The organism is Pantoea sp. NPDC088449 (assembly GCF_044753225.1).
Taxonomy (GTDB): domain Bacteria; phylum Pseudomonadota; class Gammaproteobacteria; order Enterobacterales; family Enterobacteriaceae; genus Pantoea; species Pantoea floridensis.
The window spans coordinates 498,085-516,860 of record NZ_JBIVMT010000001.1; the positions used below are offsets into that span (position 1 = coordinate 498,085).

Consider the following 18,776-nt stretch of genomic DNA (forward strand, 5'->3'; position numbering starts at 1 on the left):
AGGGTCGCCATTCATGGCGACCGGGCTTACGAGGAGCGGCGGGCGTCCGGGCGCACCAAATCAAAGCGCAGCGCTTCACTGATGCCGTAATAGGCCGACGGGCCACCGGCACGCAGGATCGGTTGCGCTTTGGCAGTTTGATAGATGCCATTTTCCAGCAGTGCTTCATCAATATGAATGGCGACGGCTTCTCCCAGCACCAGCCAGCTATCAATCGGGTTACCCTGCGCATCCTGCAGCTGAATCAGCTGTGTCAATTTACACTCAAAATTTACCGGGCTTTCCGCCACCATGCTGACATTCACGTGTGACGCCGCAAGCGGCGTTAATCCCGCCAGCGCGAACTCATCCTGATCCGCAGCCACCGAGGCGGAACTCTCGTTCATTGCTTCAGCCAGCGGGCGCGTTGCCAGGTTCCAGACAAACTCTTTGGTCTCTGAGATATTTTGTACGCTGTCTTTCCAGCCGCTGCTGGCAAAACCGATAATCGGCGGATGGTAATTGAAGCAGTTAAAGAAGCTGTACGGCGCCAGATTGCGCGTACCGCTGGCGCTCTGTGAGCTGACCCAGCCAATGGGGCGTGGACCGACGATGGCATTCAGCGGATCGTGCGGCAAACCGTGTCCAGCGCGTGGCTGATAAGAGTAACGTTGGCGTGTCATTTCTGCTCCCGATGATGATCAATGTTTTATCTTAGCGGGTTAGCTTCTGCCGCCATAGCCAGCAGTTGCGTACAGCGCACGCATTGCTCCCCGTTGTTTACCCAAGCGTAATGCGGCTAGTATGGCCTTTTCGTGAGGGCAGGGAGCGATAATGAAACATCCGGATTTAAATTTATTAATTGCGCTGGATATCCTGCTGGAAGAGGGCAGCGTGGCGGCGGCTGCCCGGCGCATGCATCTTAGCGCACCCGCCATGAGCCGCACGCTCGGCCGAATTCGCGAGACGTTGGGCGATCCGATTTTTGTTCAGGCAGGGCGCAAAATGGTACCGACACCGCGCGCGCTGGCGCTGCGTGAGCAGGTGCGCGCGGCAGTTGAACAGGCGACGCAGGTACTGACGCAAGGGGAGAATGCGCCTTTGGCGGAGCTCGAGCGCCGCTTTAATGTGCGCGCCAATGACACCTTCACCGGCTTTTATTCTGGTCGCGTATTAGAGGCGATGGCGCAGGAGATGCCGCGTGCGCTGCTGCATTTCGCTCCGGAAGAGGATGATGTGGATGTTGAATTACTGCGCAGTGGCCGTGTCGATCTGTTTATCAGCGCCGCTCGTCAACTGGGGCCAGAGATTCGCGTACAGCCGCTGTTCACCACGCGTTTTGTCGGCCTGGCGCGTAACGACCATCCCATTTTCGCCAGCGATATTTCCCCCGAACAGCTGACGCGCTGGGGACATATCAGCATTTCCCGGCGTGGTAAAGCCAGCGGGCCGATTGATAGTGCTCTGGAGCAGCAGGGGTTGCAGCGTCAGGTCTCGCTAATTGTAGCAACACCCTATAGCGCGATTTTTGCGCTGCAGGATTCGGATCTGCTGCTGCCGCTACCGGAACATCTGGCGCGCAGTGCCATTACCGCCGGAATGCGGGTGCGCATGTTTGAGCTTCCGGTGCCACTAGAGACCGTGCTGCTGACGCAAGCCTGGCATCCACGCTTTCAGCAGGATGCGGCGCATCGCTGGTTGCGTCAGACCCTCCGCCAGTTATGCAGCAGCGACAGCTGAAGAGTGATTAACCCGTGCGTTTAACGCACTCATCAATTTAATAATCGTCACTTTTACGCATGGATTCCTTTCCCTACAGTGAGCCCAACTTTCACGGTTGAGGATCATCCATGCAGTCCCGTATTCTCTCATCTATCCACCGGCTCGTGTCGCAATGCGATTTCACGACGCCGCGCGCGACCTATGTATTGCGCGCTTTGCTGGCCGCCAATCTCGCGCTGGTGGTGGCCTACGCGCTGGAACTGGATATGCCGTATTCCGCGGCGACCACCGTATTACTGGTATTGAACCCCGTTCAGGGGGCGGTATTGGGTAAGGGAAAATGGCGTTTGATCGGCACGCTCGCCGGCATGGTGGTGGCGCTGGCGCTGATGGCCGCTTTCGCTCAGCTTCCCTGGCTATTCGTCCTGACAGAAAGCCTGTGGCTCGGCGTCTGCGTACTGGCGATGAGCGTGCTGCGTCACTTTCGCGCCTCAGGCGCGGCGGTGGCCGGATACACCATTGGGCTGGCAACGCTTGGTGCCATGCAGCATCCCGAACTGGCTTTTGAACATGCGGTGGGGCGCGCCTCGACCGTCGCGATCGGCGTGATGTCGCTGGGTTTGGTGACGGCGCTGTTCAGTCGGCGCACGCTCAGCAGCAAACTTGATGCTTTACTCCTGCGGTTAACGCAACAAACCGCCGCGCTGCTGGCCGCTCAAGGGCCCGCTACGGCGCAACATCGGCTGATGACAGAAATCTACAGCGTTGATGATTTGCTGGCGGCGGCACGTCACGAGTCCGTCACGCTGGCGCAGCATACGCGCGCGATCCAACAGGCGATGGATGCGTTGGCTGAAATGGTGGCGTCTTGCCAACACTCGCAACAGGCAATCTGGCGGGATGTCGCCGCTGCGCTCGCGCAGGGCCGGGCGGGATTAGCGGCGGCACGACATCTGCTGCGGAAGGCGCGTGCCGATGAAGCGCAATCTCATCAGTCTCATATCGTCGCCATGCAACGCGTGGTGCAGGTGCTCAGTTATCTGCCGTATACCTCTTCTTCGCCCCGCCTGGTTGCACCGAGTTTTCATCGTGACTGGAGCGGTGCGCGGCGCAATGGATTACGCGCTTTTGTAACCTTGCTAGCGGCATCATCTCTGTGGCTTGGCAGCGGCTGGCCAGCCGGGGACATCATGCTGCTGATCATTGCGCCTTATTGTGCGCTGCTCTCTACATCTCCTCATCCCGCCGCGGGTGCGCGCCAGTTTCTGCGTGGAACCTTCTATGCGCTGCCAATGGCATTGATCTGCGCCTTTGTGGTGCTGCCGCTGATTAATGGTTTGCCGCTGTTGTTACTGGTATTGAGTCTGTTCTGGCTGCCGGGCATTTATGCCACCAGTTTTCCACAGCATCTATTGAGCGGACTGGCGTATCTGGTGGGATTCAACACCTTAACTGCGGCCAGCAATCCGATGGTGTATGACATTTCCCAACTTCTCAATTGGTCGCTGGCGTGGCTGACGGGCACGGCCTTGACGCTGCTGGCCTTTCAGTTAATGCCCCGCAACCCGGCGCGGCATGTGCAGAGACTGCAGGCGCGGATTCGGCTCAGTAGCCTTGCACTGCTGGCAGGAAAGCCCGCCAGGCCGCTGCGCTGGCAGCAGCAACAGCAGCATCGATTGGCGCAACTTGGCGCACTGCTGCGCACGCACCCAGAAGAGCACGATCGCGTATTGCAGCAGGGATTAGCCAGCCTGCAATTAGGGCGTGAAATCCTGCGCCTACGCGCCCTGACGCTGAATTCTCAATGGCAGGCGCAAATGGTTCGCGCTCAACAGCGCATCGCACGGCGCGTTGGCAACCCGCGCCAGGCGGCAAAACATGCCCAACGCACGGCACGCATCCTGCGGGAAGATGCCGCCTCGGCGGCCTGTTTAACCGCCATCGCCCATGTTTTACAGCAGCATGCCGACTACTTCTCGCCGCAGCAGATAGGGGGATCGCATGTTAAGTGAGGTGTCGATTGCGGGCATCTATCTGCCGCCTTTCTTTATCTATCTCTGTGCCACGTTCCCGCTGTTCCTTGCAGCACGCGCGCTGCTGTTGCGTTGTGGTGTGCTGCGTTGGGTCTGGCATCCGGCGCTGTTCGAATTTGCTTTGTCGTTTCTCTTACTGGCGGTGTTCATTCTCTATGTCTGATTCAACATTCTCATGGAAGTCTTCCCTTAAGGTCTTAATGACGTTGGCCGTGGTGGCGGCCGCACTCTGGCTGGCGATGGTGTTATGGCGCGCCTACGTGCTGGCGCCCTGGACACGTGATGGTCGCGTCAGTGCGCAGGTGATTCGTATCGCCCCGGAGATCTCTGGCACGGTGCAGGCGGTGCCGGTAGCGGATAACCAGTTTGTCGCGCGCGGCACCACGCTGTTTGTGATTGATCCGCTGCGCTTTCAGCTGGCGCTGGCGCAGGCGGAAGCCCAGCTCAGGGAGGCCAATGCCACGTTGCAACAAAAACGCGATGAGGCGCAGCGGCGGCGACAGATGGCTGCATTACTGGCGGCCGAGGAGGTCCAGCGCGCGCGCGAAGCGTTGCAGGTAGCGGAGGCGCAGCAGCAGCAGGCGAGTGCGGCGCTGGCCCTCGCGCAGCTGAATTTACAGCGATCTACGGTGCGGGCGCCGGTGGATGGCTACGTGACGCATTTGCGCTTGCAGGCGGGTGATTACGCGGTGGCCGGTACGCCGGAGGTGGCGCTGGTGGATGCACATAGCTTCTGGATCACCGGCTACTTCGAAGAAACCAAATTACATGCCATCCGAATTGGCGACCGCGTTGATGTTCATCTGATGGGCGATAGCCAAACGCTCAACGGCCACGTTGCCAGCTTTGGGCGTGGCATCAGTGACGCCAATCAGCAGGTTGATGCGCAGGGCTTGCCCGGCGTAGAGGCCACCTTCAGCTGGATTCGCCTGGCGCAGCGCATTCCGGTGCGTATCGAACTGGATGCGTTACCGAAAGATAAATTACTCACGGCTGGCATGAGTTGCAGCATTGCGGTGGCGGGTGAAACGCCCGCGCACGGGCGTCTGACAGCGCTGCTGGCGAAATGGCTTTAATCCTTCTCAGGAGGTTGTATGTCTTTAAATCAAAACGATTTTTACGTCTATGATGTTCAGGATTTCCCGCTGGTTTATCTTAACCAGCAGGCCGTGCTGCCAGGTTACGCCAGCCAATGGGAAGCCGAAATGCTGGCGCTGCTACAGCAAGAGTCGCCGTTTGTGGTGGTCTATGATCATATGCGGGTAGAGGAAACCGAGGCCGACCGGCGGCAGCGGGGGGACTGGCTGATTCGCCATCGCCAACTGCTGAGTCAACGCTGCAAAGGAATGCTGAGTATTGAGAGTGAGGCATCGCGCTGTGCGGAATTGCGCAAGATGCGCAAAATGTTCGGCATTCCGCATCAGGTGGTGAGTTCACGCACTTATGCCCTGGCGCAGATGCAGCAATGGCTGGCTCGCGCACAGAAATAATGGCAAAAAACGGCGGCTGATAATTTCTTTTACGCGCGCAGCGGGGTATCTTACGCCCGCGCTATTTTCCGGAGAAACTATGAACAAGCCAGCCGCCACGTCACCTTTCCATCCGCGTAACCGCCATCAGGGCCGTTATGATTTTGCGGCTCTTACCGCAGCCCATCCGCCGCTGGCGGTGAAAGTGCGTCCCAACGGCTACGGCGAGTTGTCGGTGGATTTCGCCGATCCTGAAGCAGTGATGCTGCTGAATCAGGCGTTATTAAAACTTTTCTATAACCTGAACTGGCAGCTGCCGGCAGGCTACCTCACCCCGCCGGTGCCGGGCCGCGCTGACTATGTGCATGCGCTGGCCGATCTGCTGGCGAGCGATAACGGCGGCGTGATCCCGCGTGATTTGGATGTGATGGATATCGGCTGCGGTGCGAACTGCATCTATCCGCTGATTGGCAATGCCGAATATGGCTGGCGCTTTACCGGTACCGACATCACCGCGGAGGCCATTACCGCGGCGGGACAGATCGTGGCGAGTAATTCTGGCCTGCAGCGCGCAATTCGTTTGCGTCGACAAAAGGATGCGTCATCCATTTTCGCGGGCGTAGTGCATAAAAACGAACGCTACCATGCGGTGCTGTGTAATCCACCGTTCCACTCCTCTGCAGAAGAAGCAGCCAGCGTTGGCCAGCGTAAAACGCGTAACCTGGGCCTGGGCAAAAACGCGCCGCTCAATTTTGGCGGTCATCACAGCGAATTATGGTGCGACGGCGGTGAACGTAAGTTCGTTGGTCAGATGATCGATGAAAGCGTGACGCACGCGGACCAGATTGTGTGGTTCACCTCGCTGGTCTCTCGTAAAGAGAATCTACCGGCGCTGCGTGACCAGCTGCGCGATCGGGAAGCCTATGAAGTGCGCATCATCGAAATGGCACAAGGGCAGAAGCAGAGCCGCTTTATCGCCTGGACATTCCAGCCGCCCGCGTCACGCGCGAAGCGGCTGAAACGCTAAGCTTATTGCGCCGGTGGCAACGCCGGTAAGCTGGCAGCCGAGGTGATATCGCTGCCGGTTTGCATCACTTCCACCGTTTGGTGCGGCGCTTTAATGCCGGCCGCATCAAAATGCTTCTTCACCTTATCATCCAGCGCAAAACGCACCGTCCACTGCTTCAGCGGTTGAGTGGTGAAGGAGACGCGCACGGTAAAGGATTGATTGGTTAATCCCACCAGGCCGGCAAAGCTTGGCTCGCCGATCACCATGCCGCGAATCTCCGGGTTCTCCAGCAACTCTTTTACTGCAGCTTGCAGCGTCGCGTTAACGCGTTCGGTATCTTCACTGCGATCCACATCATAGTTGGCGACGAATGAGCCGATGCCGCGCACAAAGTTGGCGAAGGTGGTGATCGAAGACCACGGAATAATGTGATAGGCGCCAGTATCCTGACGTACGCCCACCGAGCGAATCGACATGCGCTCCACCGTGCCGGTAATCGGCCCAATCGTCACTAGATCGCCGGTGTTCATGCCGTTTTCAAACTGAATGAAGATGCCCGTAATGATGTCTTTCACCAGCGTTTGTGAGCCGAATGAGACCGCCAGACCGAGCGCACCGGCACCGGCCAGCAGCGGCGCAATGTTCACACCGACTTCTGACAGCAAAATCATGATGGTGATGGTGCTGATGACCACCGCCAGCGCATTACGGAATAGCGTCAGCAGCGTACGGGTGCGCGCGCTGGGCATGGGACGACCGTGCGAATCTGAGGCCAGGCGGCTCTCAATCAGGCTGGCCAATAGCGTCCAGCCTACCGCCGACAGCAGCACAATCATCACGATGCGAATCAGCACATCCACCATTTTCTGTCCGCTGCCGAGGGTCAGCCAGTGCCAGAGATCAAACAGATTCCACGCGTTCAGCAGCAGCAGCAGCGTGGCAAACACGGTGAGCACACGCGCCAGTTTCAGCAGCGCTTTTACCCAATCATTAACGCGCTTTTGCAATTCAGGGTAGTTGCGACGCAGATCCGGCGACAGCGTGACGGTTTTACCTATCCAGCGCGTGAGGATGCCGGAAATCAGTGCGGCAATCACGACGATCGCCAGGCTGCGCACCGTGGCGGACATCATAAATTTCAGACTGTCGCCAGGATTGAAGATCGAAAGGAGAAACAGCGTGAGAAAATAGGCGCTTGCCAGCCAGTGCCACACCACGCCAAAGGCGCGAATAAACAGCGCGAAAAACGTCATGCTGCGATCGGCCAGTCGCGACAGCTCATGCTGAATATTGCTTCTGTTGCGGAAAATCAGCCACAGGGCCCAGCCGGTCATGATGAACATAATCAGCATGTTAACCAGCGCAGCCACCTGAATGTTGACCTGATTGGCAACAATGGGCACCACGACTAATAAACCATAACCAATAATCCCGCTCAGCCAGCTTAACCGGGTATTCCAGTAGCTGGCGCGCGCGTCCGCCAGGTGGAAGAAGCGCAGCGCGGGAAAGTGCGGGCAGAAAATCAGGCGCAATACCGCTTTGAAAAATTCAATCAGCGCGAAGGCGTTGAGGAACAGCCCTTGCTGATAGGCGATGGTGCGGTTGCCGTTGTGATAGTTGTCGCTGATGATCTGGCCGACAAACAGCGTCAGCGCCAGCAGCAGGAGATCGAGGATAAAGGCCAGTACGATCATAGCGGGCAGGTGCAGCCATTTGGTGCGCTCAAGATTTTGCTTGCGTCCCCAGCGGCCCATGCGCTGCCAGACTGGCCACATCAAACGGCGCGTCAGCCAGTAGAAAGCAAACACCGCCGTGGCGAGGGCGGCGAAGTATTTCAGCGCATTGAAAAAGGTTTGCTGGTTAAAAGCCTTATGCGGCGCATTGGTGATGTTGTCATGCAGCTGAACGAATTGTGACGCCACCGCGCCGCCATATTCACGCGTGACGCTGGTGATACTCTCCAGCACCGTCGGATCTTCCTGATCCGCCTGCGGCGGCGCCAACACCGGCTGTTCGCTGGAGGATTTGCTGTTGGCGGCCTGGCGCAGCTGATCGATCAGTTCCTGACGTGAGGCGTTGTTATCCAGAATATTGGCCAACGCGGCGTAAGCGGCTTTTTTTTCTTCTACGCTGGGTTCGCCTTGGGCGGTGCTGCTCGCGGCCGGCGTTTGTGACTGCTGTGCCGCGACGGCGGCCTGAGGCAGATTGACGGCCTGCGCTGAAGGCATGAGAAACAGGGTGAGCAAACTGAAGAGTAACCACAGGGTGGCACGACCTGGTGGGCTGGCAGACAACATCGCTTTCTCCTTGTACGGCACAAGAGAGAAGTATAGTCAGTGATGGAAGGTACAGATTCTGAAAGGAAAATTGATTTGCGCGCGAGGCGGTGGGGAAAGAAGGTCGTCATCAATGACGACCTTACAGAATCGGTCGCCAACGATGGCGACCAGGCTATCAGGAAACGTGCTGCAGGAACTCGCGCAGGCGATCGCTTGGCGGGTTGGTGATCAGTTCATCCGGGTTACCGTCTTCAGCTATGGTCCCTTTATCGATGAAGATCAGACGCGAAGCCACTTTCTGCGCGAAACCGACTTCATGCGTTACGATGACCATGGTCATGCCTTCTTCGGCCAGATCCTGCATCACTTTCAATACTTCGTGACGCAGCTCAGGATCGAGCGCTGAGGTAGGCTCATCAAACAGCATCATTTTCGGCTTCACCGCCAACGCGCGCGCAATCGCGACGCGCTGCTGCTGACCACCAGATAGCTCAGAAGGGAAGTGGTGCGCGCGCTCGGCGAGGCCCACTTTACCCAGCAGCTCACGGGCCAGCTTGTGGGCTTCTTCTTTCTTCGCACCACGAACGCGGATGGGGCCAAAGGCGACGTTATCCAGCGCGCTCATCTGCGGGAACAGATGGAACTGCTGGAACACCATGCCCGCTTCCTGACGAATCAGGCGGTCATCGACTTTCGGATCATTGACCTTCATGCCATCGACAATCAGCTCGCCGGTCGTGATCTCTTCCAGCTTGTTGATGCAGCGCAGCAGCGTAGATTTCCCGGAGCCGGATGGTCCAATAATCACCACCACTTCGCCTTGATTAATTTTCAGGTTGATGTCGTGCAGAACCTGGGTCTGGCCGAAATTCTTCGAGACGTTTTTAAATTCAATCACAGGATTTTCACCCTTTTCTCAATACGGCGCAGCACAAAGCTCAACACCAGCGTAATAACCAAATAGATGATGGCAACGGCGCTCCAGATTTCTAACGCGCGGAAGTTACCGGCGATGATTTCCTGGCCCTGACGCGTCAGTTCAGCCACGCCAATCACGATAAACAGGGAAGTATCTTTAATACTCACAATCCACTGGTTACCCAGCGGTGGCAGCATACGGCGCAGAGCCAGTGGCATAATCACATAACGCAGCGTCTCGCGGCTCGATAAGCCCAGCGCCAGACCCGCTTCACGGAAGCCTTTGTTAATGGATAGCACCGCACCGCGTGTGATTTCTGCGATATAAGCACCGGAGTTGATCATGATGGTGACCACCGCCGCGCTGAACGGATCGATACGCAGGTCGGGGAAGGCCATGGGCAGGGCGAAGTAGATAAACATCACCTGTACCACGATAGGTGTACCGCGGATCAGTTCGATGAATACCAGGGCGATGTTATTCGTGATCCAGCCGCCGTAAGCGCGGGCAAAACCGGCGACCAGGCCGATAATTAAACCGCCGACCAGGCCGAGGACCGAGATCAGCAGGGTCATTTTGGCGCCTTCGATTAAAATCGGCAGTGCGGGCCAAATGACGCTCCAGTCAAACTCCATGGTGTGACTCCAAAATCTGTTGCGTGGAAATGTAAAAAGCAGGGAGGCAAAGCTCCCTGCTGGAATATCGACTTAAGCCGGCATTATTTTGGTTCAGTACCGAACCATTTTTTATAGATAGTGTTGTAAGTGCCGTTATCACGCAGCGTTTTCAGTGCGCCGTTCACTTTTTCACGCAGATCGTCGCTGCCTTTCGGGAAAGCGATGCCATATTGTTGCGCTTCAATTGACTCGCCTACCGCTTTGAAGCGGCCTTTACCGGCGGTATTGATGAAGTAAAGAATGTTTGGCGTGTCGTGAAGGACGGCGTCAGCGCGGTTGGTGCCCAGTTCCATGTAAGCGTTATCGATGTTCGGGAACTGACGCAGGTCTTTCGATTTGATGTGCGCTTTGGCGTAATCCACCGAACCGGTGCCGCTCTTCACTGCCACCACTTTGCCGTTCAGATCGTCGATACTTTTAACGTCTTTTTCATTCTCGCGCACCATCACCAGCAGGCCGCTTTTGTAATAGCCGTCTGAGAACTCAATGGCTTTCTTACGCTCTTCGGTGATGGTGATACCTGCTAATGCCAGATCCACGTTTTTAGTTTGCAGAGCGGGGATAATGCCGCTGAAATCCATCGGTTTGAAAGTGTAATCCAGCTTCAGTTCTTTGGCGACCGCGTCCCACAAATCGATATCAAAACCGACGTACTTATCGCCTTGTTTAAACTCGAAGGGAACGAATGCGGTGTCAGTGGCGACAATCAGTTTTTTATCTGCTGCGGTGGAGGAAAGCGAGAAGGCCAGCGCCAGCGCGGCCACGGAGACTTTAATCAATGACTTCATCATTATTTTCCTTATTACCCTTCAGGCCTGGTGGCCCGATGTACGGCTTATCATATGAAAAAATTATGCCAACTTTTCATTTTTCACGAAATCAGTCGTTTTAAGCACTTGCTGACACGATTTTGCGCAGAAGACAAGTTTTGCACCAGTGATGGGCACCATAATGGTGCGTAGTGCCGTTGTGGTGCAGGAACAGTGTGCACCAAGGGCGTGGCAAGCGAAAGAAGGGATTAAGGAATTGTTAACAACGTCAAAAAAAGCACCAGAATGTTACAGGCATAAAAAAAGGCGGGATAACCCGCCTTCACTGTTACGCTGAAAATTATTCGATGTTGGATTCAATGAACCACAGGAATTTATCCAGATCGCGCGATGCCGCAGTGAAAATATCCGCAGTATCTTCATCGCTCACTTCAGTAATCGCTTTGCGCGTGTCATTAGCGACAACGGCATAGCGATCGGCCAGCGCTTTCAGGTGATCCTGTACGCTATGGATGTTTAGCGGATAACTTTTCAGTGGTGTCTTATCGTTGACGATCTGAGTCGTACCCAGCGCCACACCGCCTAGCTGAACCACACGTTCAGCGATAGTGTCCTGGTGATCGGTAATTGCCGTGCGGAAGCCATCAAGCATCTCATGCACGCCAATAAAGTTGGCGCCACGCATATTCCAGTGCGCCTGCTTGGTGATCAGCGACAGGTCAATAAATTCCACTACCAGACGGTTGAGCACCTCGATGGTCGCTTTTTTATCGCTGTCAGCGACGTCATTACGGGTGTAAATCAGATCAGACGATTTAGTTTTAACCAGTTTTGCGGTACTCATCATTAATGTCCTCTTATTGATGGTTGTCCTAATCAAGCACGGAAATAAGTATAGCAGCACATTTAAGTTCTGCAGGAATGATTAGATCAATGACAGGAATAGATAAACCTTACTGTTGCTCAGGAATTGTTCTTTATTATTTTTAAGGTTTATAAAACAACGAGTTAATCTATATGTTAATTATTTATTAATCGTGTTGCAAAATAATAATAAGCACCGGTGGGGTAACCGGTGAAATGATAATGAGAACGCTTTTATATTCAACCTGCTATATAGCAGGTTGAATAGTCACTTATTTATTACTGATGAGAAATATCTACTTCGTTTATTTGCGCGCTTTTTTGCTTCATGGTGAGAGTTGAACCGGCAGAGGCGATAATAATCGCCAGCAGCGCAATCCACTGCTGCAGCGTTAACAGTTCACCGAGGAACAACATGCCCGAAAGTGCTGCCATTGCCGGTTCCAGGCTCATCAGGGTGCCGAAAATACGGGCAGGAAGACGCGTCAGCGCCATCATCTCAAGAGAGTAAGGAATAGCGCTGGAGAGCAGGGCGATAAGCAGCGCCAGCGGCAGGATTTCCCAATGCCAGATGCCCGGCGCGGCAAATGTCAGGCCAAGAGGAACAAAGATTACGGAGGCGATGAGCGAGCCCATCGCCACCGTTGCCGGCCCATGTTCGGCACCAGCGCGCTGGCCAGCAAGAATATAAACCGCCCAACAGGCACCGGCACCTACCGCCAGCAGCGCACCGAGTGGATCGATATAGCTCACACCATCACCGATTGGCAACAGGAACCATAAGCCCACTACCGCGAGCAGTACCCAAATAAAGTCCAGCGGACGGCGCGCGCCAATCAGAGCCAGCGTCAGCGGACCCAGGAACTCTAATCCGACCGCCACGCCAAGCGGCACGGTGCGAATCGCTAAATAGAAGAGATAATTCATGCAGCCGAGCGCAAGGCCATACATCAGCAGCGGCTTGCGCTGTTCACGTGTGAAACGTAAACGCCAGGGTTTAAAGATGACGCAAAGAATGAGGGTGCCTAAGCCGAGTCGCAGCGCGGTAATGCCTGGAGCACCAACGGTAGCAAACAGCGATTTCGCCAGTGAAGCTCCACCCTGCAGCGAAAGCATCGCAATGAGAAGAACAGCGATGGGGAACAAAACCGGGGCCAGATTTTTAGTCGTTAAAGGCGCAGACATCCTGTTATTCATTCCTTTATTTATTAACAGCGGAGCAACAAGAGCTCAGTGTAAAGGAATCTTCAGTAAATAAGGAGATACGATCCGGGGAAAAAAAACGTGATGAGTGGTTAGAATTTGGCCATTTTCAGGGCCATTTCCGTAAAGAAATGTCAGGTTAGTTTAGGAATTTACTTAAACGCATTTTTTGTGATCGAAATTTATGTTGCAGGAATATGAAGGTTTTTATAAGTAAAATGAATGACATAGGAAACTTCATTAACTTTCTGTTACACCAAACAATCTGTTAGACAACAAATTGCGGGCAGAGTTTCTTGCTGTTTTTTGTTATATTTATAGCGTTGTCAGGAGAGAAGTATATTCACATTTGAGGTGGTTATGAAAAAAATTGCATGTCTTTCAGCATTGGCTTGTGTACTTGCAGTTTCTGCAGGTTCTGCCATGGCACAAAGCACCGTTACCGGTGGTTACGCTCAGAGCGATTATCAAGGCGTTGCTAACAAAGCAAACGGCTTCAACCTGAAATATCGTTACGAAGACGGTACTAACCCACTGGGTTGGATCGGTTCTTTCACTTACACCGAGAAAGATCGTACTGACGCTGGCGTTTACAACAAAGGTCAATACTACGGCATCACCGGTGGTCCAGCTTACCGTCTGAATGACTGGGCAAGCATCTACGGTGTTGTGGGTGTAGGCTACGGTAAATTCCAGCAGAACGATACTGCAGTACGTTCTAAGTCTGATACAAGCGACTACGGTTTCTCTTACGGCGCGGGTATGCAGTTCAACCCAATCGAAAACGTCGCACTGGATGTCGGTTACGAGCAGAGCCGTATCCGCAGCGTCGACGTTGGCACCTGGATTGCTGGCGTAGGTTACAGCTTCTAAGTTTTTGCTTAGACCAGTTGCACAATAAACGGTCCTTCGGGACCGTTTTTTTATGGGTGCAATTCACCGTTCAGCAGGCTTTACCACATCAAAAAGCACAAAGCCCGCGACAGAGGCGGGCTTTGTAGGAATAAGCGTGAGTAGGGAGAGCGTTAGCCGCGCCAGATCAGGTTTGGGCACGGACGTTCAACCAGCTGTTTGCCCGTGAGCTTTTCAATCAGCATCAAACGCAGTGCAAACGGCGAGCGAGTAAACAGGCACAGCAGCGATTTCAGCTCGAAAGCCGGTTTGCTCTGTTCTGTCTGGAAGCACTTACCACAGTCGAGGCAGTTTTTCATGGTAGTCATGTTCACCTCCCGAGTGAATTACGACATAAAACAAGCAGGAGCAGCGAAACGGTGTTCGTCTTTGCATCCTTTATAAGCTATTCGCTTACATTATCAACAAAGATAGCACTGGCTATACTCTTTAGCCAACACTATTTAGGAAAAATTTGTGCTTATTTGTGCCTGGTTTACAATGGGCGCAGCCAGACCGCATCGCAGGTACAGTGCGGCAGATAATAAAGAGGAAGCTGAATGAGTCGTCGTGCAAAAATCGCCACCAACATGCCCCAGGGGCCGCTGAAAGAAATTGAGGAGCATGTCGAAGGGTTTCGGCAGGTGCGCGAAGCGCATCGTCGTGAGCTGATTGATGACTACGTTGAGTTAATCTCTGATTTGATTCGTGAATTTGGCGAGGCGCGTCAGGTAGACATGGCTGCACGCCTTGGCGTTTCTCAGCCGACGGTGGCGAAAATGCTTAAGCGCCTCGGTACCACCGGTTTAGTGGAGCAAGTGCCATATCGTGGCGTGTTCCTCACCGCTGAAGGTGAGAAGCTGGCTGAAGCGAGCCGCGTCCGCCACCACATTGTTGAAACCTTCCTGCTGGCGCTGGGTGTTAGTCCGGAAACCGCGCGCCGTGATTCAGAAGGCCTGGAGCATCACGTCAGTGATGAAACGCTGGCCGTCTTCCAGAAATTTTACGAGAGTCGCTAACCACAAGGCTTCCGCCATCATGCCCATAGTGCTTCGTTCCTTAATGCGCGATCGTATCTTGCATTTGCTGTTACTGCTGGGCGTGATTATGGTGCCGCTGGCGAATTTCCATTGGTCGCAGCTGCCTGGCGCGGTTGACTGGCATACCATCATGACGCTTACCGGCTTATTGATGCTGACCAAAGGGCTAGAGAACAGCGGCTATTTTGATGTGCTCGGCGCGCGTCTGATCCAGCGTTTCCAGCATGAGCGCGCGCTGGCGCTGTTTATGGTTTGCGCGGCCGCGTTGCTCTCAACCTTTCTCACCAATGATGTTGCGCTGTTTATTTTGGTGCCGCTAACGTTAACCCTGCGCAAATTCTCACGTCTGCCGATCTCACGCCTGATTATTTTTGAAGCGCTGGCCGTCAATGCGGGTTCGTTATTAACCCCGGTCGGCAACCCGCAAAATATTCTGCTGTGGAGTCATGGAGCGCTCAGCGTTCCCGCTTTTATTGCGCAGATGGCGCCGCTGGCGGCATTTCTGATGTTGACGTTAATGGCGCTCACCTGGTGGAGTTTCCCGGCCCGCAGCATTCAAAAGCATGAACAAGGCGAAAGCCAGCCGTGGCACAAGCCGCTGTTTCTGATCAGCGTGCTGCTTTATATCGTCTTCATTGTCGCTTTGGAGCTAAAAATGACCGGTTGGGCGCTGCTGCTCGTAGCGGCCTGCTTCCTGATCATGGCGCGCAGCGTGTTGATCAGTATCGACTGGAGTTTGCTGCTGGTATTTGTCGCGATGTTTATCGATGTCTTTCTGCTGATGCACTTGCCATGGCTGCAACCCCATTTTGCCGCCATTGGGCAGTTAGGCGAGGGCGGACTTTATCTGTTAGCCATCGGTCTGTCACAGGTCATCAGTAATGTGCCGGCCACCATCCTGCTTTTGCAGAAAGTGCCACCTTCCGATGTGCTGGCGTGGGCGGTCAACATCGGCGGCTTTGGTTTATTGCCGGGCTCACTTGCCAACCTGATTGCCCTGCGCATGGCGCAGGATGCGCGGGTGTGGTGGCGATTCCATCTGTTCTCCCTGCCAATGCTTGCCTGGTCGATGCTGGGTGGATGGCTGCTTTTGCACTTAATGCGTTAGACGGCCAGCCAGTGTCGGCTTGTGTAAAGTTGCATTGGCATTTGTCAATTTCCCATCTAAGGTTATGTTGACCGTTTTTGCCCGGGAATCGGGACAACCGCCTACGATGAAAAATTATGAGTGAAAACCAGAATCAGCCGTCCGAACGCGATCAGCAAGATCCGCAAAACTCTGCACAATCGAATCAAGATAACAACGAACCAGAACGTAAACGCCCCGGAAAGAAGCCCCTGATTTTTCTCGCCATCGTGGTGGTGATTATGATCGTGGTGGCATTATGGTTCTGGCTCACCACGCGCAACATTGAAAGCACCGATGATGCCTTTACAGAAGGTAATGCGGTGACCATCGCCCCTAAAGCCTCGGGTTATGTGGTGAAGCTGCTGGTAAGCGATAACCAGCGGGTGAAGCAGGGCGATTTGCTGGTGGAGATTGATACGCGTGACACCGCGGCACAGCGCGATCAGGCTAAAGCGCAGTTGGGCCTCGCAGAAGCTCAGCTGCATCAGGCGCAGGCGCAGTTAGCCTTATCACGCGTGCAGTATCCGGCACAGCGCGATCAGGCGCTTGCCGATCAGGCCAAAGCGCAGGCAAACCTGTTAAATGCCCAGGCCGATTATCGTCGCCAGCGCGGTGTTGATCCTCGGGCAACCTCGCAGCGCAATATTGATACCGCCGCCGCTCAGTTGCGTTCCGCCGAAGCACAGTTACAGAGCGCCAAAGCGCAGGTTGAAGTGGCTTCGCAGGTTCAGTTGCAGATTCGCCAGCAAGAAACCAACGTTGAAGCGCGCGAGCAGCAAGTTGAGCAGGCTAAAGCGCAGCTCAATACGGCCGAATTAAATCTCTCTTATACCCAGGTACGTGCGCCTTACGACGGCTTTGTGACCAAGCGAAATGTGCAGCTTGGCACCTTGGTTCAGGCTGGCAGCGCGCTATTCTCGCTGGTTTCACCGGAAATCTGGATTAACGCTAACTTCAAAGAGTCGCAGCTGGAACGAATGAAGCCGGGTAATAAAGTGGAGATCAGCGTTGATGCCTGGCCAGATATGAAGTTGGAAGGGCACGTTGATAGCGTACAGATGGGGTCGGGTTCGCGCTTCTCCACTTTCCCCGCTGAGAACGCCACCGGCAACTACGTGAAAATCGTGCAGCGCGTACCGGTGAAAATTGTTATCGATAAAGGTTTGGATCCGAATCATCCGCTACCGCTGGGCCTGTCGGTTGAGCCGAAGGTGACAGTGGAATGAGTGCGAGCGAAAGCTGGCGTCCGGCCAGCAACCCGTGGCTGGTTGCCATCACGGTGACGCTGGCGGTGTTTATGGAGATCCTCGACACCACTATCGTCAACGTGGCGCTGCCGCACATTGCGGGCTCGCTCTCCTCCAGTTACGACGAATCCACCTGGGTTTTAACCTCTTATTTGGTGGCCAACGGCATCGTATTGCCGATCTCGGCGTTTTTTAGCCGACTGTTCGGTCGTAAGCAGTTCTTCCTGATCTGCATTGTGATGTTCACCATCTGCTCATTCCTGTGCGGTATCGCTACCGAACTGTGGCAAATCATTTTGTTCCGCGTCCTGCAGGGCTTTTTTGGTGGTGGGTTGCAGCCGGTACAGCAATCGGTGCTGCTCGACTATTTCAAAGCGGAAGATCGCGGCAAAGCGTTTGGCCTGTCGTCGATTGCCATCATCGTTGCGCCGGTGATTGGTCCGACGCTCGGCGGCTGGATCACCGATAACTACAGCTGGCGCTGGGTGTTCTTCATTAATATTCCCGTGGGTATTTTAACGGTGATGGCGATTTATCAGCTGCTGGAAGATCCGCCGTGGGAACGTAAGTGGGCGAAAGGCCGGCTGAAGATTGATTACATTGGTATCAGCCTGATCACGCTTGGACTTGGCTGTTTGCAAGTATTCCTCGATCGCGGTGAAGATGAGGATTGGTTTGCTTCGCACTTTATCATCCTGTTCGCCACGCTGGCGCTGGTGGGTATTGTCGGCGCCGTGTATTGGCTACTGTATGCGCGCAAGCCGGTGGTCGATATCATGGTAATGAAAGACCGCAACTTCTGGGTAGCGGGTTTGCTAATGGCGGGCATGGCGATGATTCTGTACGGCAGCTCGGTGGTGCTTCCCCAGCTGGCGCAGCAGGATTTGGGCTACACCGCCACCTGGTCGGGGCTGGTGCTGTCGCCCGGCGCGATATTAATTGTGCTGACCATTCCGCTGGTACTGAAGTTGATGCCAATTGTGCAAACGCGCTACATCATTGCGTTCGGCTTTACCTGCCTTGCCTGTGCCTTCTTCTACTCCTCCACGCTTACGCCTGACGTCGATTTCAAAACGTTGGTGATGATGCGAAGCGCGCAGTCAATCGGACTTGGCTTCCTGTTTGTGCCGCTCACCACCATTGCGTTTATTACCGTGCCGCAACGGTTAAATGCCGATGCCTCGGCGCTGTTCACTATGTTCCGTAACGTCGCCGGTTCGATCGGGATTTCGCTCTCAACCGCGGGGATTACGGAACGCATGCAGACGCAATCGGCAAACATGGTGCACAACATGTCGCCGCTGAATGAGCCTTACAACCTCACGCTACAACACTGGGCCGATGCCATCCGTAACTTCACCACGGCGGTAGGCGACCCGCTGACGCTGGCGGGTGGACAGCTCTACCAGGAGATGATTGCCCAGGCGCGTATTCTGGCGTATATCGACGTCTTTATGGGCTTGAGTATCGTGGCTTTGCTATTGATTCCATTTTGTTGGTTGCTTTCGCCGATTAAGAGCGAAGGCGGTGCAGGAGCACATTAAA

19 protein-coding genes are annotated in these 18,776 nt (G+C 54.7%); 11 read left to right on the plus strand and 8 right to left on the minus strand.

The annotated features are described in order from the left end of the window. Positions 1 to 26: 26 nt before the first annotated feature. Complete coding sequence (locus ACIP6T_RS02385; protein ID WP_097094451.1) at positions 27 to 662, minus strand: flavin reductase family protein; 636 nt, start codon at positions 660 to 662, stop codon at positions 27 to 29. A 151-nt stretch (positions 663 to 813) separates the two neighbouring features. On the opposite strand from ACIP6T_RS02385, the gene ACIP6T_RS02390 reads away from it, so the two are divergent. The 6 genes from ACIP6T_RS02390 (at position 814) to rlmF (ending at position 6,230) form a co-directional block, all read left to right on the plus strand. Then, entirely contained in the window at positions 814 to 1,719 is a 906-nt protein-coding gene (locus ACIP6T_RS02390) for a LysR family transcriptional regulator (RefSeq protein ID WP_400455181.1), read from the plus strand. Between the two features lie 110 nt (positions 1,720 to 1,829). Continuing rightward, positions 1,830 to 3,713 (plus strand): FUSC family protein, encoded by a 1,884-nt coding sequence (locus tag ACIP6T_RS02395; RefSeq protein ID WP_400455182.1) that lies wholly within the window; start codon positions 1,830 to 1,832, stop codon positions 3,711 to 3,713. Beyond that, positions 3,703 to 3,897, plus strand: coding sequence for a DUF1656 domain-containing protein (locus ACIP6T_RS02400; RefSeq protein WP_097094448.1), 195 nt, complete (start codon positions 3,703 to 3,705; stop codon positions 3,895 to 3,897). Before ACIP6T_RS02395 ends, ACIP6T_RS02400 begins: the two co-directional genes overlap by 11 nt. After that, complete coding sequence (locus tag ACIP6T_RS02405; RefSeq protein ID WP_400455185.1) at positions 3,890 to 4,810, plus strand: efflux RND transporter periplasmic adaptor subunit; 921 nt, start codon at positions 3,890 to 3,892, stop codon at positions 4,808 to 4,810. The genes ACIP6T_RS02400 and ACIP6T_RS02405 overlap by 8 nt, the downstream gene beginning before the upstream one ends. Before the next feature lie 18 nt (positions 4,811 to 4,828). Then, the gene (locus ACIP6T_RS02410) at positions 4,829 to 5,224 is read left to right on the plus strand and encodes a hypothetical protein (RefSeq protein ID WP_097094446.1); all 396 of its coding nucleotides are present in this window, start codon (positions 4,829 to 4,831) and stop codon (positions 5,222 to 5,224) included. A gap of 79 nt (positions 5,225 to 5,303) precedes the next feature. Then, positions 5,304 to 6,230, plus strand: a complete 927-nt coding sequence (gene rlmF / locus ACIP6T_RS02415; RefSeq protein WP_345827007.1) for a 23S rRNA (adenine(1618)-N(6))-methyltransferase RlmF — start codon at positions 5,304 to 5,306, stop codon at positions 6,228 to 6,230. Positions 6,231 to 6,232: 2 nt separating this feature from the next. Here the strand turns inward: rlmF and ybiO are convergent, their stop codons facing one another. From ybiO to rhtA, 6 genes are all read right to left on the minus strand, one after another. After that, a complete protein-coding gene (gene ybiO, locus ACIP6T_RS02420; protein ID WP_400455193.1) occupies positions 6,233 to 8,509 on the minus strand; it encodes a mechanosensitive channel protein in 2,277 nt (758 codons plus the stop codon). A 157-nt stretch (positions 8,510 to 8,666) separates the two neighbouring features. After that, on the minus strand, positions 8,667 to 9,389 hold the full coding sequence (gene glnQ / locus ACIP6T_RS02425; protein WP_097094443.1) for a glutamine ABC transporter ATP-binding protein GlnQ: 723 nt from the start codon (positions 9,387 to 9,389) through the stop codon (positions 8,667 to 8,669). Further along, the gene (gene glnP, locus ACIP6T_RS02430) at positions 9,386 to 10,045 is read right to left on the minus strand and encodes a glutamine ABC transporter permease GlnP (RefSeq protein ID WP_097094442.1); all 660 of its coding nucleotides are present in this window, start codon (positions 10,043 to 10,045) and stop codon (positions 9,386 to 9,388) included. The genes glnQ and glnP overlap by 4 nt, the downstream gene beginning before the upstream one ends. An 83-nt stretch (positions 10,046 to 10,128) precedes the next feature. Continuing rightward, positions 10,129 to 10,875: a glutamine ABC transporter substrate-binding protein GlnH gene (glnH, locus tag ACIP6T_RS02435; protein ID WP_097094441.1), complete on the minus strand. Its 747-nt coding sequence runs from the start codon at positions 10,873 to 10,875 to the stop codon at positions 10,129 to 10,131. A gap of 322 nt (positions 10,876 to 11,197) precedes the next feature. Next, positions 11,198 to 11,701, minus strand: a complete 504-nt coding sequence (gene dps, locus ACIP6T_RS02440; protein ID WP_097094440.1) for a DNA starvation/stationary phase protection protein Dps — start codon at positions 11,699 to 11,701, stop codon at positions 11,198 to 11,200. 299 nt (positions 11,702 to 12,000) lie between these two features. Continuing rightward, positions 12,001 to 12,906, minus strand: coding sequence for a threonine/homoserine exporter RhtA (gene rhtA, locus ACIP6T_RS02445; RefSeq protein ID WP_400455196.1), 906 nt, complete (start codon positions 12,904 to 12,906; stop codon positions 12,001 to 12,003). A gap of 378 nt (positions 12,907 to 13,284) precedes the next feature. Between rhtA and ompX the strand changes: the two genes are divergently transcribed. Then, complete coding sequence (ompX, locus tag ACIP6T_RS02450; protein WP_097094438.1) at positions 13,285 to 13,797, plus strand: outer membrane protein OmpX; 513 nt, start codon at positions 13,285 to 13,287, stop codon at positions 13,795 to 13,797. A gap of 152 nt (positions 13,798 to 13,949) precedes the next feature. Here ompX and ACIP6T_RS02455 read toward each other — a convergent pair whose 3' ends face one another. Beyond that, positions 13,950 to 14,144 carry a hypothetical protein gene (locus ACIP6T_RS02455; RefSeq protein ID WP_097094437.1) on the minus strand — a complete coding sequence of 65 codons (195 nt, stop codon included), beginning with the start codon at positions 14,142 to 14,144 and terminating at the stop codon, positions 13,950 to 13,952. A 231-nt stretch (positions 14,145 to 14,375) separates the two neighbouring features. On the opposite strand from ACIP6T_RS02455, the gene mntR reads away from it, so the two are divergent. The 4 genes from mntR to ACIP6T_RS02475 all read left to right on the plus strand — a co-directional run bounded on the left by mntR (position 14,376) and on the right by ACIP6T_RS02475 (position 18,775). Next, positions 14,376 to 14,834, plus strand: coding sequence for a manganese-binding transcriptional regulator MntR (mntR, locus tag ACIP6T_RS02460; RefSeq protein ID WP_008102536.1), 459 nt, complete (start codon positions 14,376 to 14,378; stop codon positions 14,832 to 14,834). Between the two features lie 19 nt (positions 14,835 to 14,853). After that, entirely contained in the window at positions 14,854 to 15,963 is a 1,110-nt protein-coding gene (locus ACIP6T_RS02465; RefSeq protein ID WP_097094436.1) for an SLC13 family permease, read from the plus strand. Between the two features lie 116 nt (positions 15,964 to 16,079). Beyond that, entirely contained in the window at positions 16,080 to 17,210 is a 1,131-nt protein-coding gene (locus ACIP6T_RS02470; protein ID WP_097094435.1) for an HlyD family secretion protein, read from the plus strand. After that, the gene (locus ACIP6T_RS02475; RefSeq protein ID WP_345827004.1) at positions 17,207 to 18,775 is read left to right on the plus strand and encodes a DHA2 family efflux MFS transporter permease subunit; all 1,569 of its coding nucleotides are present in this window, start codon (positions 17,207 to 17,209) and stop codon (positions 18,773 to 18,775) included. Before ACIP6T_RS02470 ends, ACIP6T_RS02475 begins: the two co-directional genes overlap by 4 nt. The last annotated feature ends 1 nt before the right edge of the window (position 18,776 follow it).